Annotated in this window: 28 protein-coding genes and 1 pseudogene; 22 read left to right on the plus strand and 7 right to left on the minus strand. The window is 70.7% G+C overall.

Going from position 1 to position 24,389, the window contains the following annotated elements:
* The first annotated feature begins 56 nt into the window (after window positions 1-56).
* From proS to ACZ6TB_RS15500, 13 genes and pseudogenes are all read left to right on the plus strand, one after another.
* A complete protein-coding gene (gene proS, locus ACZ6TB_RS15440) occupies window positions 57-1,463 on the plus strand; it encodes a proline--tRNA ligase (protein ID WP_465554738.1) in 1,407 nt (468 codons plus the stop codon).
* Window positions 1,463-2,104, plus strand: a complete 642-nt coding sequence (locus ACZ6TB_RS15445) for a ribonuclease FAU-1 family protein (RefSeq protein WP_465554740.1) — start codon at window positions 1,463-1,465, stop codon at window positions 2,102-2,104. Before proS ends, ACZ6TB_RS15445 begins: the two co-directional genes overlap by 1 nt.
* Window positions 2,105-2,457: 353 nt before the next feature.
* Window positions 2,458-2,928, plus strand: a pseudogene (rpsP, locus tag ACZ6TB_RS15450) (30S ribosomal protein S16); the annotation flags it as partial.
* A 61-nt stretch (window positions 2,929-2,989) separates the two neighbouring features.
* The gene (locus ACZ6TB_RS15455; RefSeq protein WP_014447131.1) at window positions 2,990-3,247 is read left to right on the plus strand and encodes an RNA-binding protein; all 258 of its coding nucleotides are present in this window, start codon (window positions 2,990-2,992) and stop codon (window positions 3,245-3,247) included.
* Window positions 3,248-3,253: 6 nt separating this feature from the next.
* Window positions 3,254-3,814: a ribosome maturation factor RimM gene (gene rimM / locus ACZ6TB_RS15460; protein WP_465555555.1), complete on the plus strand. Its 561-nt coding sequence runs from the start codon at window positions 3,254-3,256 to the stop codon at window positions 3,812-3,814.
* Window positions 3,815-3,816: 2 nt separating this feature from the next.
* Window positions 3,817-4,575 (plus strand): tRNA (guanosine(37)-N1)-methyltransferase TrmD, encoded by a 759-nt coding sequence (gene trmD / locus ACZ6TB_RS15465; RefSeq protein ID WP_465554742.1) that lies wholly within the window; start codon window positions 3,817-3,819, stop codon window positions 4,573-4,575.
* Between the two features lie 119 nt (window positions 4,576-4,694).
* The gene (rplS, locus tag ACZ6TB_RS15470; RefSeq protein ID WP_465554744.1) at window positions 4,695-5,051 is read left to right on the plus strand and encodes a 50S ribosomal protein L19; all 357 of its coding nucleotides are present in this window, start codon (window positions 4,695-4,697) and stop codon (window positions 5,049-5,051) included.
* 171 nt (window positions 5,052-5,222) lie between these two features.
* Entirely contained in the window at window positions 5,223-6,119 is an 897-nt protein-coding gene (gene lepB, locus ACZ6TB_RS15475; protein WP_465554746.1) for a signal peptidase I, read from the plus strand.
* Window positions 6,116-6,766, plus strand: a complete 651-nt coding sequence (gene lepB, locus ACZ6TB_RS15480) for a signal peptidase I (protein WP_465554748.1) — start codon at window positions 6,116-6,118, stop codon at window positions 6,764-6,766. Before lepB (ACZ6TB_RS15475) ends, lepB (ACZ6TB_RS15480) begins: the two co-directional genes overlap by 4 nt.
* A 43-nt stretch (window positions 6,767-6,809) precedes the next feature.
* Window positions 6,810-7,268, plus strand: coding sequence for an NUDIX hydrolase (locus ACZ6TB_RS15485; RefSeq protein WP_465554750.1), 459 nt, complete (start codon window positions 6,810-6,812; stop codon window positions 7,266-7,268).
* A complete protein-coding gene (locus ACZ6TB_RS15490; RefSeq protein WP_465554752.1) occupies window positions 7,268-8,116 on the plus strand; it encodes a ribonuclease HII in 849 nt (282 codons plus the stop codon). Before ACZ6TB_RS15485 ends, ACZ6TB_RS15490 begins: the two co-directional genes overlap by 1 nt.
* Window positions 8,113-8,436, plus strand: coding sequence for a DUF2469 domain-containing protein (locus ACZ6TB_RS15495; protein ID WP_127497241.1), 324 nt, complete (start codon window positions 8,113-8,115; stop codon window positions 8,434-8,436). The genes ACZ6TB_RS15490 and ACZ6TB_RS15495 overlap by 4 nt, the downstream gene beginning before the upstream one ends.
* A 313-nt stretch (window positions 8,437-8,749) precedes the next feature.
* On the plus strand, window positions 8,750-9,130 hold the full coding sequence (locus ACZ6TB_RS15500) for a peptidoglycan DD-metalloendopeptidase family protein (protein WP_465554754.1): 381 nt from the start codon (window positions 8,750-8,752) through the stop codon (window positions 9,128-9,130).
* Window positions 9,131-9,137: 7 nt separating this feature from the next.
* Here ACZ6TB_RS15500 and ACZ6TB_RS15505 read toward each other — a convergent pair whose 3' ends face one another.
* Both ACZ6TB_RS15505 and ACZ6TB_RS15510 read right to left on the minus strand, forming a co-directional pair.
* The gene (locus ACZ6TB_RS15505) at window positions 9,138-10,325 is read right to left on the minus strand and encodes an aminotransferase class V-fold PLP-dependent enzyme (RefSeq protein ID WP_465554756.1); all 1,188 of its coding nucleotides are present in this window, start codon (window positions 10,323-10,325) and stop codon (window positions 9,138-9,140) included.
* A 17-nt stretch (window positions 10,326-10,342) separates the two neighbouring features.
* Window positions 10,343-11,254, minus strand: coding sequence for a tyrosine recombinase XerC (locus ACZ6TB_RS15510; protein ID WP_465554758.1), 912 nt, complete (start codon window positions 11,252-11,254; stop codon window positions 10,343-10,345).
* A gap of 48 nt (window positions 11,255-11,302) precedes the next feature.
* Between ACZ6TB_RS15510 and ACZ6TB_RS15515 the strand changes: the two genes are divergently transcribed.
* A complete protein-coding gene (locus ACZ6TB_RS15515; protein ID WP_465554760.1) occupies window positions 11,303-11,836 on the plus strand; it encodes a DUF6636 domain-containing protein in 534 nt (177 codons plus the stop codon).
* A gap of 255 nt (window positions 11,837-12,091) precedes the next feature.
* On the opposite strand, the gene ACZ6TB_RS15520 is transcribed toward ACZ6TB_RS15515, so the two are convergent.
* Together ACZ6TB_RS15520 and ACZ6TB_RS15525 are read right to left on the minus strand one after the other, a co-directional pair.
* Window positions 12,092-12,496, minus strand: a complete 405-nt coding sequence (locus tag ACZ6TB_RS15520) for a winged helix-turn-helix domain-containing protein (protein ID WP_465554762.1) — start codon at window positions 12,494-12,496, stop codon at window positions 12,092-12,094.
* Window positions 12,497-13,263: 767 nt separating this feature from the next.
* Window positions 13,264-13,512 (minus strand): hypothetical protein, encoded by a 249-nt coding sequence (locus ACZ6TB_RS15525; RefSeq protein WP_465554764.1) that lies wholly within the window; start codon window positions 13,510-13,512, stop codon window positions 13,264-13,266.
* A 1,019-nt stretch (window positions 13,513-14,531) separates the two neighbouring features.
* Between ACZ6TB_RS15525 and ACZ6TB_RS15530 the strand changes: the two genes are divergently transcribed.
* Window positions 14,532-14,717 (plus strand): DNA-binding protein, encoded by a 186-nt coding sequence (locus ACZ6TB_RS15530; protein WP_203780320.1) that lies wholly within the window; start codon window positions 14,532-14,534, stop codon window positions 14,715-14,717.
* Between the two features lie 39 nt (window positions 14,718-14,756).
* Here the strand turns inward: ACZ6TB_RS15530 and ACZ6TB_RS15535 are convergent, their stop codons facing one another.
* The 3 genes from ACZ6TB_RS15535 to ACZ6TB_RS15545 are packed head-to-tail and all read right to left on the minus strand — an operon-like array spanning window position 14,757 to window position 17,831.
* Complete coding sequence (locus ACZ6TB_RS15535) at window positions 14,757-15,956, minus strand: DNA-processing protein DprA (RefSeq protein WP_465554766.1); 1,200 nt, start codon at window positions 15,954-15,956, stop codon at window positions 14,757-14,759.
* Window positions 15,940-17,472 (minus strand): YifB family Mg chelatase-like AAA ATPase, encoded by a 1,533-nt coding sequence (locus ACZ6TB_RS15540; RefSeq protein WP_465554768.1) that lies wholly within the window; start codon window positions 17,470-17,472, stop codon window positions 15,940-15,942. Before ACZ6TB_RS15540 ends, ACZ6TB_RS15535 begins: the two co-directional genes overlap by 17 nt.
* Window positions 17,472-17,831: a YraN family protein gene (locus ACZ6TB_RS15545; RefSeq protein WP_465554770.1), complete on the minus strand. Its 360-nt coding sequence runs from the start codon at window positions 17,829-17,831 to the stop codon at window positions 17,472-17,474. The genes ACZ6TB_RS15540 and ACZ6TB_RS15545 overlap by 1 nt, the downstream gene beginning before the upstream one ends.
* A 155-nt stretch (window positions 17,832-17,986) precedes the next feature.
* Here ACZ6TB_RS15545 and ACZ6TB_RS15550 point away from each other — a divergent pair, with 155 nt between their 5' ends.
* The 7 genes from ACZ6TB_RS15550 (at window position 17,987) to rlmN (ending at window position 24,376) form a co-directional block, all read left to right on the plus strand.
* Window positions 17,987-18,685, plus strand: a complete 699-nt coding sequence (locus ACZ6TB_RS15550) for a hypothetical protein (protein ID WP_465554772.1) — start codon at window positions 17,987-17,989, stop codon at window positions 18,683-18,685.
* 240 nt (window positions 18,686-18,925) lie between these two features.
* Window positions 18,926-19,864, plus strand: coding sequence for a 30S ribosomal protein S2 (gene rpsB / locus ACZ6TB_RS15555; RefSeq protein WP_465554773.1), 939 nt, complete (start codon window positions 18,926-18,928; stop codon window positions 19,862-19,864).
* A 10-nt stretch (window positions 19,865-19,874) separates the two neighbouring features.
* Window positions 19,875-20,705 carry a translation elongation factor Ts gene (gene tsf, locus ACZ6TB_RS15560; protein ID WP_465554774.1) on the plus strand — a complete coding sequence of 277 codons (831 nt, stop codon included), beginning with the start codon at window positions 19,875-19,877 and terminating at the stop codon, window positions 20,703-20,705.
* A gap of 102 nt (window positions 20,706-20,807) precedes the next feature.
* Entirely contained in the window at window positions 20,808-21,569 is a 762-nt protein-coding gene (gene pyrH / locus ACZ6TB_RS15565; protein WP_465554776.1) for a UMP kinase, read from the plus strand.
* A gap of 44 nt (window positions 21,570-21,613) precedes the next feature.
* On the plus strand, window positions 21,614-22,171 hold the full coding sequence (frr, locus tag ACZ6TB_RS15570) for a ribosome recycling factor (protein ID WP_465554778.1): 558 nt from the start codon (window positions 21,614-21,616) through the stop codon (window positions 22,169-22,171).
* Complete coding sequence (locus tag ACZ6TB_RS15575) at window positions 22,171-23,163, plus strand: phosphatidate cytidylyltransferase (protein WP_465554779.1); 993 nt, start codon at window positions 22,171-22,173, stop codon at window positions 23,161-23,163. Before frr ends, ACZ6TB_RS15575 begins: the two co-directional genes overlap by 1 nt.
* A gap of 37 nt (window positions 23,164-23,200) precedes the next feature.
* Window positions 23,201-24,376 carry a dual-specificity RNA methyltransferase RlmN gene (rlmN, locus tag ACZ6TB_RS15580; protein WP_465554781.1) on the plus strand — a complete coding sequence of 392 codons (1,176 nt, stop codon included), beginning with the start codon at window positions 23,201-23,203 and terminating at the stop codon, window positions 24,374-24,376.
* Window positions 24,377-24,389: the final 13 nt, after the last annotated feature.

The raw sequence follows: 24,389 nt of genomic DNA on the forward strand, positions 1-24,389 counted from the left end.
GACACGGCAAGCCCGCCCGGTGGGTTGCGCACGGTGCGCGATTAAGATGTCGCCTCATGGCTCGAGTGCTCACTCCGCGTGCGGAGGACTTCCCCCGCTGGTACCAGGACCTGATCGCCAAGGCGCAGCTGGCCGACAACGGCCCGGTCCGGGGCACCATGGTGATCCGGCCGACGGGCTATGCCATCTGGGAGCGTATGCAGGCCGACATGGATGCGCGCATCAAGGAAGCGGGCGTGCAGAACGCCTACTTCCCGCTCTTCATCCCGGAGAGCTACCTGCGCCGCGAGGCCGACCACGTGGAGGGCTTCTCGCCCGAGCTCGCGGTGGTCACCCACGCGGGCGGCAAGCAGCTCGCGGAGCCCCTGGTCGTACGCCCGACGAGCGAGACGGTCATCGGCGAGTTCATGGCGAAGTGGGTCGACTCGTACCGTGACCTGCCGCTGCTGCTCAACCAGTGGGCCAACGTCGTCCGGTGGGAGCTGCGCCCGCGCACGTTCCTGCGCACGACCGAGTTCCTGTGGCAGGAGGGGCACACGGCGCACGCCACCGAGGCCGACGCCCGCGAGCACGCCCGCGACATCCACAAGAACGTGTACCAGGCGTTCATGGAGGAGATCCTGGCGGTGCCGGTGGTGCCGGGCCGCAAGACCAAGGGCGAGCGCTTCGCCGGCGCGACGAACACGATGACCGTCGAGGCCATGATGGCCGACACCAAGGCGCTGCAGATGGGCACCTCGCACGAGCTCGGGCAGAACTTCGCGAAGGCGTTCGACATCACCTACTCGTCGGCGGCCGGCTCGGTCGAGCACTGCTGGACGACGTCGTGGGGCACCTCCACCCGCATGATGGGCGGGCTGATCATGGTGCACGGCGACGACAACGGGCTGCGGCTTCCGCCGCGCCTGGCGCCGATCCAGGTGCAGGTGATGGTGGTCAAGGCGGGCGAGGGCGTCACCGAGGCGGCGGCCAAGCTGCGCGACGAGCTCAAATCAGCGGGCGTACGGGTGAAGCTCGACGACCGGGCCGATGTCCCGTTCGGCCGCCGGGCCGTCGACGCCGAGCTGCAGGGCATCCCGATCCGGGTCGAGGTCGGCCCGCGCGATCTCGCCTCGGGCAACGTCACGGTGGCCCGTCGCGTGGACGGCTCGAAGTCCCCGATCCCGATCGGCGACATCGTCGGCGCCGTCACCTCGGCGCTCAAGGCCGACCAGGCCCGCCTGTTCGACGACGCGCTGGCCTTCCGCGAGGAGCACACGGTCGACGTCAAGACGCTCGGCGAGGCGATCGAGGCGGCGCAGACCGGCTGGGCGCGGGTGCCGTGGTCGGCGGTCGGCGACGCCGGCGAGAAGGAGGCGAACGGCAAGGCCGTCACGGTTCGCTGCCTGACCCGCGACGACGGCACGATGCCCGACTCGGACGAGGAACCCGGCCTGATCGCCTACCTGGCCCGCTCCTACTGATGCGCTTCGCTCCCGGCCGCACGATCCTGTATCGGAACTTCTCGGGCGGCGAGCTGAGCGCGGTCCGGCCGTGCCGGGTGATCGGCGACGACGACCGCGGGCTGCTGTTGTGGCTGGCCCGCGGTTCGGCGGTGATCGGTCTGGAGGCCCCGGACGGCCGGCGCATCCGGCAGATGCCGTTCGCCGAGTGGGCGACGCTCCCGCACACCCCGTTCCAGGGCAGCTGGCAGGGCCCGGGGGTGCTCAAGTTCATCCCGCCCGACGTCGACCACTCGGTCTGGTTCTTCCGCGACGACGCCGGCGAGTTCACCGAGTGGTACGTGAACCTCGAGGAGCGGGCCGCCCGCTGGGACGACGGCGACCTGGGCGGCGTCGACGTCACCGACCAGGACCTCGACGTCGTGGTGCGGCCCGACCACACCTGGGAGTGGAAGGACGAGGACGAGTTCGCCGAGCGCCTGGCCGTCCCCGCCCACTACTGGGTCCCCGACGAGGCCGCGGTCTGGGCCGAGGGCCGCCGCGTGATCAAACAGGCCGAGGCCGCCGAGTTCCCCTTCGACGGCACCTGGACCGACTTCCACCCCGACCCCGCCTGGCCCGCCCTCACCATTCCCGCAGGCTGGAACCGCCCAAAGGCATAGCGCAGTCGACCCGGCGGCGGGCCCGGGCGGGTTGGGTTGGGGTTTTTGATCTGCCCCACTCACGCACAATGAAGGGCCAGGGCCAGCAACGCTGGGCCCCGGCCCGGCCTCGGCGGGAGCGACGGTCCGTCACCCCCCACCCAGCTACGACATGACCTTGACCTTGCCGTTGATTTGTCCGGATATCGCGCCCAGTTGGCAGCAGCTGAACCCCGTCTGGCAGAATGGATTCGCTTGGCACGCGTGAGGCGCCCTCTAACCCTGAGCGCGTTGCCATCCCCGAGGCTTCGGTCCCGCATCCCCACGTGGGTCCAAACCTCAAAACTCACGCAGTCATCAGGAGCGAAATCACCGTGGCCGTTAAGATCCGGCTCCTGCGGATGGGCAAGATCCGCAACCCGCAGTACCGCATCGTCGTCGCCGACTCGCGCACCAAGCGCGACGGTCGCGCCATCGAGTACGTCGGCATCTACCAGCCGAAGGAAGACCCCTCGATCATCCAGGTGAAGTCCGAGCGCGTGCAGTACTGGCTCTCGGTCGGCGCCCAGCCGAGCGAGGCCGTGCAGCGCCTGCTGGAGAAGACCGGCGACTGGCAGCAGTTCAAGGGCCTTCCCGCGCCGCCGCCGCTGCTCATGGCCGCGGAGAAGAAGAGCCGCATCGAGCTGTACGAGGCCGAGGCCAAGTCGGCCGCGGGCGTTGCCGACACCAAGCCGGCCACCCCGAAGAAGTCGGCGAAGACCGAGTCGAAGCCGGCCGCCGAGAGCAAGACTGAGGCCAAGGCCGAGGCCAAGACTGAGGCCAAGCCGGAGGCCGCCGAGGCCAAGCCCGTCGAGGCCGCCGAGCCGAACCGTGAGGCTGTCGCCGAGACCGCAGAGGACCCCGCCGGTGCCGGCGCCGACGCGAGCTGACGGGGCGCTCCGGCCCGCGCTGGAGCACCTCGTCAAGGGCATCGTCGACAACCCGGACGACGTCCGGGTTCGGCTGGTCGACTCGCGCCGCGGCAAGCGGCTCGAGGTCCGCGTGCACCCGGAGGACCTGGGAACGGTCATCGGGCGCGGTGGCCGGACGGCGAAGGCCCTGCGTCAGGTCATCGGTTCGATCGGTGGGCGCGGCATCCGCGTCGACATCGTCGACGCCTACTGACCGATGCTGCTAGTTGTAGGTCAGATCGGTAAGCCGCACGGGCTCCGGGGCGAGGTCTCGGTCTACGTGCGGACCGACGAGCCCGAAGAGCGTTTCGCCGCCGGTTCGGTGTTCACCACGGAGGTCCCCCGGGACCGCCGGGTGAGCGCCGCGCCGGCGGCCGCTCCGGGCGTCGTCTATCAGGTGCCGGCCCAGCTCGTCGCCGAGTCGGTGCGCTGGCATCAGGGTCGCGGGATCGTCCAGTTCGAGGGCGTCCACGACCGCAACATCGCCGAGGCGCTTCGCGGCGTGCTGCTTCAGGTCGAGAGCTCCTCGCTGGCGCCGCCGTCGGACCCGGACGAGTTCCACGACCACCAGCTGATCGGGCTGCGCGTGGTGACGGCCGACGGCTCCGAGCTGGGCACCGTGGCGCGGATCGACCACGCGCCGGCTTCAGATCTCGTTGTTTTGGACAAATCGGGCGGTGGGCAGGCGTTGATCCCGTTCGTCACGGCGATCGTGCCGACCGTGGACGTGGCCGGCGGCAAGATCGTGGTCGACCTGCCCGAGGGTCTGCTGGAACTCTGAGCATGCGCGTCGACGTAATCACGATTTTTCCGGACTTCTTGGCGCCGCTCGAGCTGTCGCTGATCGGCAAGGCCCGCGCGACCGGCGCCCTCGATCTCACCGTCCATGATCTGCGGACCTGGACCCACGACGTGCACCGGACGGTGGACGACAGCCCGTACGGCGGCGGCCCCGGCATGGTCATGCGCCCCGAGCCGTGGGGGCAGGCCCTGGACGCCGTGGGCGAGGGCACCCTGATCGTCCCGTCCCCGGTCGGCAAGCGGTTCACCCAGGCCGACGCCCACGAGCTCGCCGCGCTCGATCACCTGATCTTCGCCTGCGGCCGGTACGAGGGGATCGACCAGCGGGTCATCGACGACGCGGCGGCCCGGATGCCGGTGCGCGAGGTGTCGCTCGGCGACTACGTGCTGTTCGGGGGCGAGGTCGCGGTCATCGTGATCATGGAGGCGGTGACCCGGCTGCTGCCCGGCGTGCTGGGCAACGCGGCGTCGCTCGACGAGGAGTCGCACGCGCACGGGCTGCTCGAGGCCCCGATGTACACCAAGCCGGCGACCTGGCGCGGGCATGACGTGCCCGAGGTGCTGCGGTCCGGCGACCACGGGCGGATCGCCCGCTGGCGGCGGGATCAGGCGCTCCTGCGTACGGCCGCGCGAAGGCCCGACCTGCTCGCCGCCTACCCGCCGGCCGACCTCGACAAAGCGGACAAGCGCACCCTGGACGAGGCCGGATTTCGGATCACGCCGCCGGATGTGGCAGAGTAGGTAAGTTGCCGTTTTCACTCCGCGCCGCGGAGTGCGGACGAGGATCCCCCTTGGGAGATCAGCAGTACCCACCTCGCGCATCGAACTCCCGATGCGCCTAGCACGACGAGGATGCAGCGATGAACACGCTGGACGCTCTCGACGCCCAGTCGCAGCGCACCGACCTTCCCGACTTCCGTGCCGGCGACACCCTCAAGGTGCACGCCCGGGTCGTGGAGGGCAACCGTTCCCGTGTCCAGGTGTTCCAGGGCGTCGTGATCGCCCGCCAGGGCGCCGGCCTCCGGGAGACCTTCAAGGTCCGGAAGATCAGCTTCGGCGTCGGCGTCGAGCGGTCGTACCCGATCAACAGCCCGGTGATCGACCGCATCGAGGTCGTCTCCCGCGGTGACGTCCGGCGCGCCAAGCTCTACTACCTGCGCGAGCTCCGGGGCAAGAAGGCCAAGATCAAGGAGCTTCGGGAGAAGCAGACCGTCTGATCCTTATCGATTCCGGCCCCGGGGGAACTACGCTTGCCCTTGTGCCGGATGGGATCAATGTGAACCCTTCCAGTGCTACCGCCCGTACTACTCGGGCGGTAGCTCTGTATTCAGAGGGATCTGCGCTGTTTCCGGAGCGGTTCGGCGGGTCGGCGGCAGCGGCGGCGGGAGATGCGAAGCGTGGAACCGATGCAGGGCTATCGGCCGTCCGAGCGGCGGCGGCGCTCGATGATTCGGCGCAAGGAAATGCCGCTCTGGCAGGAGTTGCCCCTGCTGCTCGTGGTGGCGTTCTGCCTGGCCGTACTGATCCGCACCTTCCTGGTGCAGGCCTTCTACATCCCCAGTGGGTCGATGGAGAAGACGCTGCTGGTGAAGGACCGGGTCCTGGTCAACAAGGTCGTCTACGACCTGCGCGACCCGGTCCGGGGCGAGATCGTGGTCTTCCGCGGCACCGACAACTGGGCGCCCGAGGTGACCGAGCCGGTCAGCAACAGCTTCGCGGCCAAGCTCGGCCGCACGGTCGGTGACCTCGTCGGCGTCAGCCGTCCGGGGGAGCGCGACTTCATCAAACGAGTGATCGGCCTGCCGGGCGACAAGATCGCCTGCTGCGACGACAAGGGCCGGATCACCGTGAACGGGGTCGGCATCGACGAGCCGTACATCGCGGACGGCTACAACTCCGATCTCAATCAGCCGCCGAACCCGACGCAGTGCACCAGCCGGCGGTTCGCCGAGATCACCATCCCGGCTGGTGAGATGTTCGTCATGGGCGACCATCGCGCCGTCTCGCAGGACGCCCGCTGCCAGGGTCCGGTGCCGATCAAGAACATCATCGGGCGCGCATTCGTCATCGTCTGGCCGAGCAGCCGGTTCACCAGCCTCTCCGTTCCGGACGTCTGGAAGAGCTACGCGACCGACCATCCGACCGCGGCCGCCGAGGGTCAGGTGCCGGTGCGCCGCGACGATCCGGGCGTTGACGGTTTCGTCCTCCCGATTCTGTTTAGTGCCGCGCTATCCGCGCGTTCCGGACTGCTCTTCGTGACCCGGCGACGTAGGCTCCGTTCGTGATTGACGAGCAGCCCACCACCAAGCGCCGCGGCTCCTTCTGGCGTGAGCTTCCCATTCTGCTGGGGGTGGCGATCCTCGTCGCCGTTCTCGTGCGCGCCTTCGTCCTGCAGACCTTCTACATCCCGTCGCCCTCGATGGAGCACACGCTCAACGTGCTGGACCGGGTGCTGGTCAACAAGCTCGTCTACGACTTCCGCGACCCGCGGCGCGGCGAAATCATCGTCTTCAAGGCCCCCTCGGATTGGCAGTCCGGCGCCGAGGGCGAAGACTTCATCAAGCGCATCATCGGCACGCCCGGCGACACCGTCGAGTGCTGCGACGACCAGGAGCGCCTGATCATCAACGGTCACTCGCTCGACGAGCCGTACATCTACAAGGACGCCGACGGCAACCAGGACCCGGCCGCCGACCGCAAGTTCAAGATCACGGTGCCGAACGACCGCCTCTGGGTGATGGGCGACCACCGCTCGGCCTCCGGCGACTCCCTCGAGCACTACGAGGAGACGAGCGACATCCAGGAGGCGACCGTTCCCGAGAAATCGGTGATCGGGCGCGCCTTCACCGTGTTCTGGCCGGTCAACCGCGCCACGTGGCTCTCGGTGCCGTCGGGCTACGACGACATTCCGGACGCGACGGCGGCAAAGTAGCACCCGCTCGATAGATCCACCTCGGGCGCAATAGGCTTGGTCCGTGACCCAGATCGACCGCCGTGCCGCGCGCGTGCTGCTCGTCGACCGGGCCGGCCGCTTGCTGCTGCTGCACGGCGGTGATCCGGCCCGTCCCGGGCAACGCTGGTGGTTCACCCCCGGCGGCGGGCTCGACGAGGGTGAGACGCCCGCCGAGGGCGCCGCCCGCGAGCTCGCCGAGGAGACCGGCCTCAGCGTCGACCCGGCCGAGCTGGGCGAGCCCGTGTGGCACGAGGTGACCGAGTTCAGCTACCGCGACCGTGACTACCGCCAGGATCAAGACTTCTTCCTGCTGCGGGTCACCGAGTGGCAGATCGACACCGCGGGGATGGACGAGGACGAGCAGCAGACCATCACGGAGCATCGGTGGTGGTCGGCCGAGGAGATCGACGCGAGCTCCGAGCAGATCTTTCCCCGTACGCTGGCCGCGCTGTTGCGGGGTTTCACGGAGGTGCTGCGCTGATGCTCGCGCCACCGCGCACCGTCGTCCGTCGGGAGGGCGGCATCTACGCCCTCGAGCGCGCCCTGCAGCGCCGCGGGTTCCGCATCGTGGCCGGCGCCGACGAGGCCGGGCGGGGCGCCTGCGCCGGCCCGCTGGTGGCCGCCGCCGCGATCCTGCCCGAGGGCAAGCGTGGCGAGGTGCCCGGGCTCGCCGACTCCAAGCTGCTCACGCCCGCGGCCCGGGAGCGCGTCTACGCCGAGGTCGTCGATCGGGCGCTGGCCTGGTCCGTCATGATCATCCCGGCCACCGAGGTCGACGCGCGCGGCCTGCACGTGTGCAACCTGGCGGCGATGCGGCGGGCGCTGGCGTCGCTGTCGACCTCGCCGGAGTACGTGCTGACCGACGGCTTCCCGGTCGACGGCCTGGGCGTGCCCGGCCTCGCGGTGTGGAAGGGTGACCGGGTCGCGGCCTGCGTCGCGGCCGCCAGCGTGCTGGCCAAGGTCACCCGGGACCGCATCATGGTGGAGATGGACAGCCAGTTCCCGGATTACGGGTTCGCCGTGCATAAGGGATACGTCACCGACGAGCACAGCGCGGCGCTCACCCGGCACGGGCCGTGCGCGGAGCACCGTTTCTCGTACGTGAACGTCGCCGCGGCGTCCGGCCGGGGGAACCGTCCGCCCCGGGCGCGGCGTCCCGCCGTGGTCGAGGCGGCGTCGCTGTTCGACGGGCTTTCGGATGCATCGGGGACCGAGCCGCCGGTGCTTCCGGGCGCTGGTGAGGGTACCGTCGGCGTGGCGTCGGGCGACCAGCCTCAGCCGTCGCCGTCGGTGGGGGAAGATGAGGCCATGGAGGGCGAGAAGCGATGAGCGCAGAGGATCTCGAGAAGTACGAGACCGAGATGGAGCTGCAGCTCTACCGGGAGTACCGCGATATCGTCCGCCAGTTCTCCTACGTGGTGGAGACGGAGCGCCGGTTCTACCTGGCCAACCAGGTCGACCTGCACGTGCGCAACTCGGACGGCGAGGTGTATTTCGAGGTCGAGATGCACGACGCCTGGGTGTGGGATATGTATCGGCCGGCTCGGTTCGTGAAAAATGTCCGGGTGATGACCTTCAAGGACGTCAACGTGGAGGAGCTGGAGAAGCCCGACATCTCCCTCCCGGACGAGCCGGGCTTCGGCAGCTAGCCGGGGTTATCCACAGTCTTTGGGCTGTCCACAGGGGCGGTCGCGGTTGGCTTGAGTTTTCGGCAGGGTGGCGGGCATGTTCGCCGCCCTGCCTTTTCTTGCCGTCCTGCCGTTTGCTGCCGCTCGGCCCGTTCTTGCCGCGCTGATCGCTCTGCTGGCGCCGCTCGGGCCGGCCTCCGGTTCGGCCGCCTTTGCCGCCCGCGCCGGGGGTCCTGGGCACTCTGCCGCGACCTCTTCCGGACATTTCTGGCGATTGGCCGTCCCTCGGGCGGGTGACACCGGCTATGGGTGGCCGTTGTCCCCGGCGCGGGTGGTGCGCAGGTTCGACCCGCCGCCGCAGCCCTGGCTGGCCGGTCATCGCGGAACCGACCTGGCCGGCTCGCCCGCGGCCGTCGTGCGATCCGCCGGGGCCGGCACGGTCGTCTTCGCCGGCGTGGTCGCGGGCCGGGGTGTCGTCAGCGTGGCGCATGCGGGCGGCCTGCGCACGACCTACGAGCCCGTCACCGCCGCCGTGGCCGTCCGAGCCCGGGTCGCACGCGGTGACCCCATCGGCGTGCTGGAGGCGGGTCACCCGGGCTGCCCGGTCGCGGCGTGCCTGCATTGGGGCCTCCGGCGCGGCAACCTCTACCTCGATCCGCTCGCCCTGCTGGGCCTGGGCCGGGTGCGGCTGCTTCCGCTCGGCGGCGTGCGATGAGCGGCCGTCAGCGTTGAAGACTGGCCAGCAGCGGGGGCAGGCGCTCGGCGAAGCGGTCGTACTCGTCCGGGCGGTTGTAGATCTGCGCGCTCAGCCGGAGCAGGCCGCGGCCTCCCCAGGCGTTCACCGCGGTCTCGGTGGCCAGCTTGTCGGAGATCAGCAGGCGGAGCGCCACCGCCTCGGGGGCGGTCGACGCGAGGCCGGCCGGCAGCGGGATCACGCGCATCGCCGTCCGGGGGTCGGCCGGCTGCGGCAGGTCCGCGGGCGCCAGGCCGAGCGCGGCGCCCACGACCCGCTGGCCGTAGGCGATCAGCGCGGCGTTGTGCTCGCGGACCGCCTCCCAGCCGAGGGTGCGCAGCGTGAACAGGCCGGTCGGTGCGGCCAGCCAGGGCGTGTAGTCGAGCGTTCCCTGGTACTCGACCGACAGCGGGAAGCCCTGGTCCTGCTCCCACGAGACGACCAGGGGCTCGATCCGCCGCCGCCACGGGGGAGAGACCGCGAGCAGGGCCGTGCCGCGCGGGGCGAAGGCCCACTTGTGCAGGTTGCCGACCCAGAAGTCGGCGTCGATCGCCGAGACGTCGACCGGGATCATGCCGGGGACGTGCGCCGCGTCGACCAGCACCGGAATCTCGTGCTCGCGGGCGGCCGCGGCTATTTCGCGTACCGGAAAGGTCGCGCCCGTGGCGGAAGCGATCTGATCGATGATCAACAACTTGGTTTTGCCCGGGCGCAGGGCCGCCCGGACGCGCGAGATCACCTCGGCGTTCGAGGCGCCCAGCGGCAGCGCGACGGTCCGCGCCGTCGCGCCCAGCCGGCGGCACTGGCGGCGGGTGGCCATCGCGACCGAGCCGTATCCGTGATCGGTGAGCAGCACCTCGTCGGCCGCCTCGAGCCGCACCGACTGCAGCACGAGCGAGATCGCCGAGGTCGTGTTCGGCACCAGCGCGCTGCCGTCGGGGTCGGCGCCCAGGAACGCGGCGACGTGCCGGCGGGTGTGCACGACGCGGTCGAGCATGCCCTGCGTGTAGAACTTGTGCGGATTCGCCTCGATCTCGTCGCGCAGTCGCTGCTGGACGCGCTGCACGCCGATCGGGACGGCGCCGAAGGAGCCGTGGTTGAGATAGGACACGGCCGGGTCCAGGGAGAACAGGAGGCGGGCACCCGGCAGGGGTGCGGGCGGGTCTCCGGCGCTCACGCTCCGATCGTACGGTGTCATGCCCGGGGGTGGGCCTGTTTGAAGGCGGCCCGCAGGCGCTCGGTGGACACATGCGTGTAGATCTGCGTGCTCGAGAGCGAGGCATGACCGAGCAGATCCTGTACGGCGCGCAGGTCCGCGCCCCCGTCGAGCAGGTGCGTCGCGGCCGAGTGCCGCAGATCGTGCGGACTGGTGTGCGGAAGGCCGGCGCGCTGGGCGGCGGTGTCCACGATCCGCCGGACGACGGTCTGCTGCAGCCGGCCGCCCTTGACCCCGAGGAAGAGGGCGTCCCGGCTCGCGTGCGTCATGAGCGCGGGCCGCCCGTGCCGCAGCCAGTCGGTCAGCGCCCGCTGGGCGGGGAGGCCATAGGGGACGGCGCGTTCCTTGGCGCCCTTGCCGAAGACGCGGACGACCCGGCGGGACTCGTCGAGGTCGGCTCGGTCGAGGCCGCAGAGCTCGCTCACGCGTACGCCGGTCGCGTAAAGCAGCTCGAGAACGGCGCGGTCCCTCATTTGCTCGGCGGTGTCGGTGTTGGCGCCGCTCTCTACGAGGGTGGCCGCCTGGTCGGCGCGAAGGACGTTCGGCAGGTCGCGGTGGGCGCGGGGGCTGGCCAGCTGGGTCCCCGGGTCGGCGGGGGAGATTCCGGCGCGATGCGCCCAGGCGGTGAAGGTCCGGGCCGCGGCGGCTCGGCGTGCTTGCGACGTACGCGCGGAGCCCGCCCGCATGCGCTTGGCCAGCCAGCCGCGGAGCACCGCGATGTCGAGATCGGCCGGGGTGGTGCATCCGCTCTCGGCCGCATGGCTGAGCAGCGAGACCACGTCGCCCACATACGCTCGCACGGTGTGGTGCGACCGGTTGTCAACGCGGGCGAGATGGCGCCCGAACTCGTCGACCGCATCGCGCATCGCGACCGGGAGCCGCTCGTGCATCGCCCTCGAATTGCGTTCTTGTGCCTCGTTCATAAACTGCGCCTCACTATGAGCCTGAACCGCCGCTCCGCCCTGCTCACCGCCGTCGCCCTGGTCGCCGCCGTCGCCGTGCCCGCCGTGCTGGCCGGTTGTGACCCCGCCGGCCCGAACGATCCGGTGAAGTCGTCGTCATCGTCGCCGTCCGCGCGCGCCGGGATGGGTGGCCCGGCCTCGCTTCCGCCGTCCTTCACGATCTCCGAGGTGCCGGAGTCCTACTTCAACACCCCGTCGAAGAACATCTACTGCTACCTAGCCGATTCTTCGGTGCGCTGCGACATAGTCAAGGCGACGTTCCTGTGGCCCGACGAGCCCGCCGACTGCGAACTCGACTGGGGCGGGGCCGTGCAGCTGGCGAACGGCAAGCCCCGGGTGCTCTGCCACGGAGACACGCTTCTCGGTACGTCGAAGCAGACCCTGGCCTATGGGACCGGTTTCCGCTCGGGCTCCGTCGAGTGCGACAGCGCCAGCACCGGGCTGACGTGCAAGGACTCGGATTCGGGCAGCGGGTTCACGTTGTCGCAGGCTCGGTATCGCATCTTCTGAGGGGCGCTTTTCTGTCGTACCCCCGCCCTAGGGTCGACCCATGACACGCCCCGATCGATCCCTTCCCGCCGCCGTTACCTTCGACGCCGCCTTCGCCGCCGTTACCTTCGACGCCGCCTTCGCCGCCGCCTTCGCCGCCGCCTTGGCCGCCCGGTCGAGGTTGCGGTTTCAAGTTCTTCCGGCCCGGGTGGGGTCGTCACGCGGATCGCCGGTCGCCCGGCCTGCGCCGCCGCCGTCTTTCCCGGCGGGCGGGCTCTACGGCCGGGTCAGCTGCACGCGGTCGGCGGGGTGGACGGTTTCCGTGCCGTCCGTGGCCGTGACGACCAGAACCGGCACGCCCTCGCCGAGGCGATACTTCCGCCGCTCGGCGTCGGTGGGCATGCGGGCGCCGGCCTTCTCGCCGCGGGCCAGGGTCACGAGCTCGGTTGGCTCGGGCACCCGCACGAAGGTCCCACGTGGCCGGTCGACGGTGACCAGGCCCTCGGTGCGGAGCTGCCCGATCGCCTGGCGGACGGTGGTGCGGCTGATGCCGTATTCCTGCGCGAGGCGCAGCTCGCTGGGCAGTGGCTCGCCGGGGCCCAGCTCTCCCGACTCGATCTGGTTGCGGAGCAGGTCGGCCAATTGGCGGAACACCGCTCGGTCCGCGGAGGGATCGATCATGCCCCTCAATTTACGTGGCCACGATGCTCCATCATATTGTACGTATGTAGGCATGTCCGTATAATACAACTGCCGCACTGAGAAGGCCCAGACTTGATCGGGCGGCAGGGCGGGCGGCGGTTAGTCGATCGCTCGTAGGGTCGCGAAAGCGCCTGGTGCGCGGTCCGGCCGTCGCCCGTTCCACCGCTGCCGGGAGACCAGCGGTGACCGCCTCGAAGCGCGAACGCCCGCCCTGTCAGGCCGGCCAGCGCCTCGAGTGCAGGAGCCCAGCCGCATGCCAGCGCTCGCACGAAGACCGTCCAATGTGTTCCGCTGTTTCAGTGCCGTCCGCCAAGTGGCACGGGCGGCGGCAGATGCCCGTTCGACGTGAGCGGCCAAGTCACATTCACGGCGACGCACGCCCCTTCAAAGCCGTATCCGCGGCGGCGGGCTCCCGTTCATGCGCGCGGCCGAGTCGTGTCCGCGGCGGCGGGCCGCCGTTCATGCGCGCGGCCGAGCCGTATCCGCGGCGGCGGGCTCCCGTCCATGCGCGCGGCCGTGTCGTGTCCGCGGCGGCGGGCATCCGTTCAGTTCGCGGCCAAGTCGCGTCCGCGGCGGCGAGAGAATCCGTTCGATCCGCGGGGCCGAGTCGCGTTCGCGGCGGAGGGCATCCGTTCAATGCGTGGCCAAGTCGCGTTCGCGGCGGCGCTCGTTCAGAGCGGCCGCCGCCGAGAAGCGCCCGCGGCGGCAGGTGCCAGTTCGGTGTGTCCGCGCCAGGGATGCGCGGCTCAGAAGCTGACCCAGGAAAGGAACCGCTCGTAGAGGTCGGCTGGTGTGGATTGCCCGTGGGCGGTGAGGTCGTCGAGGGCGTCGTACATCTGGCCGGAAAGGTAGATGGTCAGCACCGACGGAAACTCCTGGAACTCCGTCAGCAGATCCGTCTTGGCGTTGGCGCACGGCCACGGCTGGTTGCAGACGCGGCAGTCCCAGGCGGGCCGGGCGTGCAGATGCTCGACCTGCCCCACCATCGTGGTCATTGGTATCTCCCGCTGGCCGCCGGGTTCGGGAAGGAGCTCCTTCCACCGGGCGGGCTGCCCGGGCTGCCGGTGATCGGAGCGCTCACCCTCGGGGCGGGGCAGGCCCTCCGGGTTCCTGGATCGCTGGCGCGGCACGGCCCGCGGCGTTCGGCCGCCGTTCGTCATCGCGGGCTCCGATCGAGCAGGAACGTAGCGACTCCCCGAGGCCGGCCGGTGCGGCTGCGCGCCACCACGAGCTCCCGAAGGTGGCCGCGCCGACCCCCGTGCGGGCCGGCCCGCATGCCGCGCGCACCAACCCGCCCGACGCGTCCACCGGCTTTGTCGTCCTTCACCACGCGCCCCCTACTTCGCCGCCCGCGTAGCGGCCATGGTCAGGCGCCTCGAGGCGCTGTGGTCATTGACTGAGCGGTCCGCGCAGGCGGGCCGGGGCGGGGAAGCGGGGGCGGCCCCGAGCCGGAGACCGGGGCAGGGACTTGGATCGGGGCCGCCCCCGGCGCCCGGGTCGATGGCAAGGTCGGCCCGGGCGCTGGGTGGTGGTGGCAATGTGGCGGTGGCCGGAGCGTGGGTGGGGCGCGACCACCGTGGGACCGGGGCGTCCGACAAGCGTGGCAGCGGGCGCAAAGCCGTCAGGCCGACGAACGTCGGGAACGGGACGGCGGCCAGATAGTCGATGACGGTGGGGAGCGGTGTGGCAGTGCGCGGTGGCCTGGGCTGGATCGAGGCAAGGTAGAAGTCGACCGTTGGCGACGGTGTGGCCGGGCGCGCGGGGAACGGTCGTGGCTTGGTGGGGACCTCGTGGTCGACGCAGGGCCAGGTCAGGCCGCAGGTGCAGCGTCGCCAGAGGGTGAGCCGATCTCGGCGATGAGTGGGGGCTGTGGGGACCGGCTCGGTTGCCCGGCGACGCCTAGTCATGGGCACAGTATAGATGTCATACGACTACCTGTCTTCTATCAAGTTGGCGACTGACTAATAGTCTCACGCCTACGGTCGATCACGTGGCAGTGAAACCGATCCGGCTCATGGGCGCGCACGAGATCCGCATCCGGCTTGGCGGGGTCAGCCGGCAGCGTGCGTACCAGATCACCAGTCGGGCTGACTTCCCCAAGCCGCTGGCCGATCTGGCGCAGGGCAAGGTGTGGCTGGCCGACGACGTCGAGGCGTGGATGAAGGTTCATCGGCGCGACCTGGACGACTCCGAGGACTGACGGAACGACGGCACGGCGGCGACCGCGAGTCGTGGGGGCTCACGGCGCCGCCTCCGTACGCCTGCGCAGGGCGATCTCGCCCTCGCGCCGCTCGATCAGACCGGCCAGTTCCAGCAGGGACAGCCGGCGGAGCACCGTGCGCACATCCAGGCCGGCCTTCGCGGCGAGCTGCTCGGTGGTGACCGAGCCGCGCGCCGGCACCGCCTCCAGCACGAGAGCCGATTCCTCGTCGAGCGAATCCCGCCGGTGTTCCGGACCGCGGGGCGTCTCCACCCCGTACTCGCCGATCCGCCCGACCGCCTCCAGAACGTGGGAAACGTTGGTGACCAGGGTGGCGTCCGGCCGTGATCGCAAGGTCTCGTGGCACCCGACGGACATCGCCGACGTCACCGGTCCCGGCACCACCATCGCGGGCCGCCCGAGCGCCAGCACCCGGTTCATCGTCTGCATCGCCCCGCTGCGGGCGCCGGCCTCGACCAGCACCGTCCCCGCCGTGGCGGCCGCGATCACCCGGTTCCGGATCAGGAACCGGTGCCGCAGCGGCTCCGACCCCGGCGGCCATTCGCTGATCAGCAGCCCGGCCTCGGCGATCAGGTCGAACATGGACGCGTTGCCGGCCGGGTAGGGCCGATCGACCCCGCAGGCGAGCACCGCCACCGTGATCCCGTTCGCGGCCAGCGTCGCCCGGTGCGCCGCCGCGTCGATCCCGAACGCCCCGCCCGACACCACCGCCCAGTTCTGCTCGGCCAGCCCCGACGCGATCTCCGTCGTCGTCTCGACGCCATAACCGGTGGCCGCCCGCGCGCCGACCACCGCGATCGAGCGTTCGAGCGTCTGCCCCAGGGGCCAGGCGCCGCGTACCCAGATGCAGAGCGGTGGCCGCACGTGCCGGTTGATCCGCCCCGCGCTCTCCAGTTCCAGGAAGGCCAATTCGTTCACGCGGTACGGCCATTCGTCGTCGCCCGGGACAACAATGCGCGCCCCCAGCCGCTCGGCCCGCCGCATCGTGGCTTCGGCAACCCGCCGCGGATCGATGTCCGCCTTCCTGGCCCGAGCCGCCACCCTCAGCGTCGCGTCGGGCGTGTCGCCGCGCATGAGCCGCTCGAGCGTCGCGGGCGCGCCGTCGGCCTCGACGAGCGCCCAGACCTCGCGATGGCCGGGCTCGGCCAGCGCCACCAGGGCGACCCGCGCGGCCCGGTCCTCGTCGGAGCCGGCGGCCGGGCTAATGGGCGTACTCATGCGACTCTCCCATCCGCAACTGGGTGGCCTCGGCAACCTCCGCGCTGCCGGGGCGTTCCTTGCCGTCGAGGTCGGCGATCGTCCACGCCAGCCGCAGCACCCGATCGAAGCCGCGGGCCGACAGGAAGCCCCGGTCCATCGCCTTCCGCAGGTCGGCGGTGGCGTCCGGCGGCAGCGTCCACGGGTGTTCCCGCAGCTTCCGGCCGGGGACATCCCCGTTCACTCGCCATCCATCGGTCGCCCAGCGCTCGGCCGCCGCCGCGCGCGCCCGCCCGACCCGCTCGGCCACGACCGCCGAGGGCGTGGCCGGCGCGCCGGTCGCCACCAGGTGGGCGGCGCGCAGCGGGTGCAGGGTGATCCGGATGTCGATCCGGTCGAGCAGCGGCCCGGACAACTTGGCCCGGTAGCGCCGCCGGGTCGCGGGGGAGCAGGTGCAGTACTGGTCGCCGGCGGCCGGGGCGCAGGGGCACGGGTTCGCCGCGACCACCAGCTGCACCCGCGCCGGATATTCGACCGTGCCGTTGGCCCGGCCCAGGATCACCCGCCCCTTCTCCAGCGGCTGGCGAAGGGCCTGGAGCGTCGGCCCCGGCATCTCGGCGACCTCGTCGAGGAAGAGCACGCCGCGGTGGGCCAGCGACATGGCGCCCGGGCGGGCCACCCCGCTGCCGCCGCCGATCAGCGCCGCCATGCTCGCGCTGTGGTGCGGAGATTGGAACGGCGGCCGGCGGACGAGCCCGCCGCCCGGCGGCAGCACCCCGGCGATCGACTGGAGGGCGGTCACCTCGAGGGCCTCGGCGTCGTCGAGACCGGGCAGGATCGAGGGCAGGCGCTCGGCCAGCATCGTCTTGCCGGCCCCGGGCGGGCCGAACAGCGCGAGGTGATGGCCGCCCGCGGCCGCGACCTCCAGGCCGAACCGGCCGAGCTCCTGGCCGGCGATCTCGGACAGGTCGGGACCGGTGGCGGCCGGCGTGTCCTCGGCCGGCGGCGGATCGAGGAGGCGGCCGACGCCGAGGACGAAGCTGACGAGCCGGCGCAGGGTGTCGACCGCGGACACCGTCACGCCGGGGACCACGGCCGCCTCGCGCGCGTTCTCCAGCGGCACGATCACCCTGGTCAGCCCCGCCTGGACGGCCGCGGCGACCATCGGCAGCGCCCCGCGGACCGGCCGCACCGCGCCGTCGAGGCCGAGCTCACCGATCACGACCACGCCCTCGAGCGGGCCGGCCGGCAGGTCACCCGCGCCGGTCAGCAGGGCGACGGCGATCGCGAGGTCGAAGCTGCTGCCGTGCTTCGGCAGCGCGGCCGGGAGCAGGTTGACCGTGATCCGGCGGCTGGGCCAGTTCTGACCCGAGTTGACCACCGCCGCCCGCACCCGATCGCGGGCCTCGTGCAGCGCCGTGTCCGGCAGGCCGGTCAGGACCACGGCCGGCAGGCCGAGGGAGAGATCGGCCTCGACCTCGATGACGTGCCCCGCGACCCCGACCAGGCCGACGCAGAGCACGCGCGCGTAGCTCATCAGAAGGCCGAGCGGATGTGCGTGACGGCCGGGTCGCCGCCACGCCGGGGCCGGACCTCGACCACGTCGAAGCGGGCGTCCCGCTCGTGGAGCCCGGTCGCCTGGAACCAGCGGATGGCGAGCTTGCGGAGCCGGCGCACCTTCTCCGGGGTGACACCCTCGGCCGGGGAGCCGAAACGGTCGCCGCGGCGGGTTTTCACCTCGCAGAAGACGACCGTGTTGCCTTCTCGGAGGACCAGGTCTATCTCGCCGTCGGGGCAGCGCCAATTTCGGTCGAGGACCACCAGGCCCTGGTCCTGCAGATGGTCGGCCGCGACCTGCTCGCCGTACGCGCCGAGGGTTTGTCGTTCCGTCGTCATGGGCGACAACCGTGGACCGCTTCCGCCGATCGCGCCGGGAAATTTGGCCGGGTTGTGGACGGAGCGCGACTGTGGAAAACCGCTGTGTAGCCGTTTCGGTGTGTTATGGCTCCAGCGGTGGCATCGGCGACCGTGGTCACTTACGGTGCGACATCGTGGAAGGACACCGCTACGCCGCCGACGACGAGCCGAGCTGGTACGAGGGAAAGGGGCTGGGCCAATATGCCCGGTCCACCGATCCCGGCGTCTACGACTCGGGTATCCACGAGCGCCCGAGTGGCGCGTTCCGTCTGCCGGAGCAGCGGCCCGCGACCGCGCCGGCGTCCAATCCGTACGCGCTGACCGACCCGCTCTCGACGACGGGCAGCCTCGGCGTCCCGGCCGAAGAGACGCGCATCCCGGTTCGCGGGCCGGAATACCCGACAATTCGGCCGACTGATGGCCCGGCCTTGATGCCACCGGCCCCGATCGCGCCGATGAATCCGATGAACCCGATGACCCCGGTGACCCCGATGGCCGAGCCGACCAGCCTCGTCCCGCCCATCACCGCGCCGAAGGAGAACGTCTACCACTCGCGGCGACCGATTTCGTCGTTCCTGGTGGCAATCGTGATGATCGTCCTGTTGATCCCGGTCATCCGGCTGCTGATCGATCAGACGTTCACCGGCGACCCGACGGCCGGCGGCATCGTCCCGGCCGTGCTGCTGACGCTGGGCTTCACGCTTACCGGCATCGGGCTCTTCTCGGTCGCCCGCTCCGGCACGATCACCCGCGAGACCTGGCTGCGCCCGCCGGTGGCGTACCTCCCCGCCGGTTTGATCTTGCTCTTGGCCGCAGGCCTCGCAACCTCGTAAAAGCGTCGAAAACCCCACAGAAAACGACGGCTCCCACCTGGCGTATGCTTGTGACTCGGCGACCGCCATGTGCGGTCGACCTCGCGTGCCCTCCGTCAGGTCCCGGATCAACCCGGGATCGGCGGCGACGGCCCTCCCTGGTCTCGATCTTCATCGGGTCCGACTGTGGCCGGCGACCGGGCGCCAGGACGCCTACCGCCGGTGGGCGTGACAACCAGGGAAAACAGGGAGCAAGCCACCATGGCCGTCGTGACCATGCGTCAGCTGCTGGAGAGCGGTGTCCACTTCGGGCACCAGACCCGGCGCTGGAACCCGAAGATGAAGCGCTTCATCTTCACCGAGCGTAACGGCATCTACATCATCGACCTGCGCCAGACGCTCGACTACATCGAGAAGGCGTACAGCTACGTGCGTGACACCGTCGCCGAGGGTGGTCACATCCTCTTCGTCGGCACCAAGAAGCAGGCGCAGGAGGCGATCGCCGAGCAGGCGACCCGCGTCGGTCAGCCGTACGTGAACCACCGCTGGCTGGGCGGCATGCTCACCAACTTCCAGACCGTCTACAAGCGGCTCCAGCGGATGAAGGAGCTCGAGGCCCTGGGCGACCTGAGCGGCACCGCCGCCGGGTACACCAAGAAGGAGACCCTCCAGCTCTCCCGCGAGAAGGACAAGCTCACCAAGACCCTCGGTGGTCTGCGTGACATGACCAAGGTGCCGTCGGCGATCTGGGTCGTGGACACCAAGAAGGAGCACATCGCCGTCGACGAGGCCCGCAAGCTGGGCATCCCGGTGATCGCCGTGCTCGACACCAACTGCGACCCGGACGAGGTCGACTTCCCGATCCCGGGCAACGACGACGCGATCCGCTCGGCCGAGCTGCTGACCCGGGTCGTGGCCAGCGCCGTGGCCGACGGCCTGATCGCCCGCTCCGGCCGCAACCGTGGCGGCGAGGACACCAAGCCCGAGGTCGCCACCGTCGCCGCCGGCGAGCCGCTGCCCGAGTGGGAGCGGGACCTGTACGAGGGCGCGGAGAAGAAGGCCGCCGAGGCCCCCGCCGCCGAGGCTGCCCCGGCTGCTGCCGAGGCCCCGGCCGAGGTCGCTCCGGTCGCCGAGGCCGCTCCCGCCGCCGAGGCCCCGGCCGCGGCCGCTCCCGCCGCCGAGACCGTCCCCGCCGAGTAAAGAGAGAGTCATGGCTAACTACACCGCCGCGGACGTCAAGAAGCTCCGCGACCTGACCGGTGCCGGCATGATGGACTGCAAGAAGGCGCTCGAGGAGTCCGAGGGCGACTTCGAGAAGGCCGTCGAGTTCCTTCGCATCAAGGGTGCGAAGGACGTCGGCAAGCGGGCCGGCCGCACCGCCGCCAACGGCATCGTGAGCCACTTCGAGAAGGCGCTGCTCGAGCTCAACTGCGAGACCGACTTCGTCGCCAAGACCCCCGACTTCGTGGCCCTGGGCCAGCAGCTCGTCGAGCTCGGCGCCGCCATCAACGCCGCCGACGCGGCCGCGCTGTCGGTCGCCACGCTGCCCGGCGGCAAGTCGGTGGCGGACACGATCCAGGAGTACTCCGCCAAGATCGGCGAGAAGATCGTCGTGAACCGCTTCGTCAACCTCGACGGCAACGTCGCGGTCTACCTGCACCGCAAGGCGCAGGACCTGCCGCCGCAGGTCGGCATCCTCGTGCAGTACGAGGGCAAGACCGACGAGGCCGCCGACGCGGACGCCCGGGGCATCGGCATGCAGATCGCCGCCATGCGCCCGCGCTTCCTCACCCGCGAGGAGGTGCCGGCCGAGGTCGTCGAGTCCGAGCGCCGCATCGCCGAGGAGACCGCCAAGGAGGAGGGCAAGCCCGAGAAGGCGCTGCCCAAGATCGTCGAGGGCCGGGTGAACTCCTTCTTCAAGGACTACGTCCTGCTCGAGCAGGCCTCGGTCGTCGACAACAAGAAGACCGTGAAGCAGATCGCCGCCGAGGCCGGGCTGACCATCACCCGCTTCGTCCGGTTTGAGGTCGGCCAGGAGTAAGAAGCCGCCAGAAGTAGGCATGGGAGGTCGGGAACGCGATTCTGCGCCCGGCCTCCCCGTCACATAAGGTCTCTGCTGGGCTATGAAGGGAAGGCGGGTCTCATGACGATGGTGACCGAGCAGGAATCTCCGGTTGACGATCCGACTCCGCCGTCCTTGCGGCCCCGTCGGGTCGTGCTCAAGCTCTCCGGCGAGGTGTTCGGCGGTGGCGCGGTCGGCGTCGACCCCGACGTCGTCCAGGGCATCGCCCGGCAGATCGCCACCGTCATCCGCCGCGGCATCCAGGTCGCCGTCGTGGTCGGCGGCGGAAACTTCTTCCGCGGCGCCGAGCTGCAGAAGCGCGGCATGGACCGCAACCGCGCCGACTACATGGGCATGCTCGGCACCGTGATGAACGCGCTCGCCCTGCAGGACTTCCTGGAGAAGGAGGGCATCGAGACGCGGGTGCAGACCGCGATCACGATGGCCCAGGTCGCCGAGCCCTACATCCCGCTGCGGGCGATCCGTCACCTCGAGAAGGGGCGCGCCGTCATCTTCGGCGCCGGCGCCGGCATGCCGTACTTCTCCACCGACACGGTCACCGCCCAGCGCGCGCTCGAGATCCACGCGGACATCGTGCTGATGAGCAAGAACGGCGTCGACGGCGTCTACTCGGCCGACCCCCGGGTCGACCCGACCGCGCAGAAGCTCGAGGCCGCGACCTTCCAGGAGATCATCCAGCGTGGGCTGCGCGTCGCCGACCAGGCCGCGTTCAGTCTCTGCGAGGAAAACAAGCTTCCGATGCTCGTCTTCGGCGCCGAGGGCGACGACACGATCGTGCGTGCCGTCAGCGGCGAGAAGATCGGCACTCTGATCACCGCCTGAGCCTGAAAACCCCATCGAGCACAGCAAGGAGGCGAGAAGAGCCGGTGATCGACGAAACCCTCTTCGAGGCCGAAGAGAAGATGGAGAGCGCGGTCGAGCACGCCAAGGAGGAGTTCGCCGCGATCCGCACCGGGCGGGCGACCCCGGCGATGTTCTCCAAGATCGTGGTGGACTACTACGGCGCGCCCACTCCGGTGACGCAGATGGCCTCGGTCGGCGTCCCCGAGCCGCGCATGGTCATCGTCAAGCCGTACGACGCGAGCCAGCTCGGCGCGATCGAGCGGGCGATCCGCGACTCGGACCTCGGTGTCAACCCCAACAACGAGGGCACCCAGCTGCGGATCCACCTGCCGCAGATGACCGAGGAGCGCCGCCGCGAGATGATCAAGGTCGCGCGCAGCAAGGCGGAGGAGGGCCGGGTGGCCATCCGTAACGTCCGCCGCAAGGCCAAGGAGCAGCTCGACAAGCTGGTCAAGGACGGCGACTCGGGCGAGGACGACGTCCGTCGCGCCGAGAAGGAGCTCGACGACACCACGCACCGCTACGTGACGGTGGTCGACGAGCTCGTCAAGCACAAGGAAGCCGAGTTGCTCGAGGTCTGATGTCTTACCTCGATCCGCGTGCCGGCGAGACGTCCGGCGACGACACGAGCGTGCCGGCGCCGTACGGCTATGCGGATGTCCGCCCGCAGCACCTGGGCGACGTGCCACCGCCCGAGCCCGCCAAACGCGGGCCCGGGCGGCGACGGGCCTCTAACAAGACGGCCAAGCCCGGTGGCCGGGCCGGCCGCAACCTCCCCGCCGCCATCGCGGTCGGCGTCGGCCTGGTCCTGCTCGTGCTCGGCTCGCTGCTGGTGTGGTGGCCGGCCTTCCTCGGCCTGATCGCCGTGGCCTCCGGCTTCGGCGTCTGGGAGATGACCCGGGCGGTGCGCAAGACCGGGGCCGAGCCGCCGGTCATCCCGCTGCTCGGCGGGGCCCTGCTGATGATCGGCCTGGCCTACCACGACGGCACCGACTCGCTGCTGGTCGGCCTGGCCGTGACGGTCGTCGCCGGCGTGGTCTGGCGCCTGGCCGACGGCCTCAAGTCGATCAAGCGGGACTTCACCGCGACGCTGATGATCGCGGTCTACGTGCCGTTCCTGCTCAGCTTCGCGGTGCTGCTCCAGCAGCCCGACCCCGAGCAGGACGGGAAGTGGCGGGTCCTCTGCACGCTGCTGGCGATCGTGCTCTCCGACACCGGCGGCTACGCGTCCGGCGTCTTCCTCGGCCGGCACAAGATGGCGCCGTCGATCAGCCCGGGCAAGACCTGGGAGGGCTTCGCGGGCTCGATCTGCGCGTCCGCCATCGGCAGTGCCCTGCTGCTGTACTTCCTGCTCGACATCCCGTCCTACTGGGGCCTGCTCTTCGGCGCGGTGATCTCGGTGGTGGCGGTGATCGGCGACCTGGCCGAGTCGATGCTCAAGCGCGACCTCGGCATCAAGGACATGAGCAACCTGCTGCCCGGTCACGGCGGGATCATGGACCGGCTCGACTCGATCGTGTTCGCCGTGCCCACGGCGTACCTCCTGTTCGCGCTGATCGCTCACCAGCTATGAGGGAGCTACTCGCGCGGCGTGGGAGACTGGATACGCCATGACGATTCTTCCGGTCATCCCGACCAGCCCCGATCAGCCCGACGCGGTCACCACGCGGCGGCGCGCGGCCATGCCCCCGCGGCACCTCGCCGACCTCGACCTCGCGGCCCGCAAGGCGGCGGTCACCACCCTCGGCGAGCCGGCCTTCCGCGCCAAGCAGCTCTCGACGCACTACTTCGGCCGCCTGGTCCGCGACATCGACGCGATGACCGACCTGCCGGCCGCCTCCCGGGAGCGCCTCACCGGCGACCTGCTGCCCACGCTGCTGACCCCGGTGCGCGAGCTGGCCTGCGACGACGGCGCCACCCGCAAGACGCTGTGGCGGCTGCACGACGGCGCCCTGGTCGAGAGCGTGCTGATGGGCTATCCCGACCGGGTGACCGCCTGCATCTCCAGCCAGGCGGGCTGCGGCATGGCCTGCCCGTTCTGCGCCACCGGCCAGCAGGGCCTGACCCGCAACCTCTCGATCGCCGAGATCGTCGACCAGGTGGTCTACCTGGCCGGCGTCGCGGCGAGCGGCGCCGTCACCGGTTCGCCGCCGCGGTTGTCCCGGGTCGTCTTCATGGGCATGGGCGAGCCGCTGGCCAACTACCCCCGGGTGATCGAGGCCGTTCGCCGGCTCACCGCGCCTGCTCCGGAGGGTCTGGGACTTTCGCAACGGCACATAACCGTCTCCACCGTGGGTCTGGTGCCCGCAATGCGGCGGTTGATCGCGGAAGAGCTGTCCGTGACCCTTGCGCTGTCCCTGCACGCCCCCGATGATGATCTGCGCGATGAGCTAGTGCCCGTCAACCAGCGTTGGAAGGTGGCCGAGGTGCTCAATGCCGCGTTCGACTACGCGGCGCAGACCGGACGCCGGGTCTCGATCGAGTACGCCCTGATCAGGGACGTAAACGACCAACCTTGGCGAGCCGACCTGCTCGGCAAGCTTCTGCACGGCAAGCTGGCGCATGTGAATCTCATCCCACTGAACCCGACCCCGGGCAGCAAGTGGGATGCCAGTCCGAAACCGGTCGAGCGCGAGTTCGTGCGCCGCCTGCGTGAGGCAGGCGTGGCGACGACGGTCCGCGACACCCGGGGCCGGGAGATCGACGGAGCGTGCGGCCAGCTGGCCGCGGGTGAGCTCACGGAGGCGGGCGCTGGGGGCGCCGCCGACGCGGAGGTGGCACAGTGACTGGGCGTAGGTC

It is taken from the genome of Actinoplanes sp. NPDC051537, assembly GCF_055586105.1.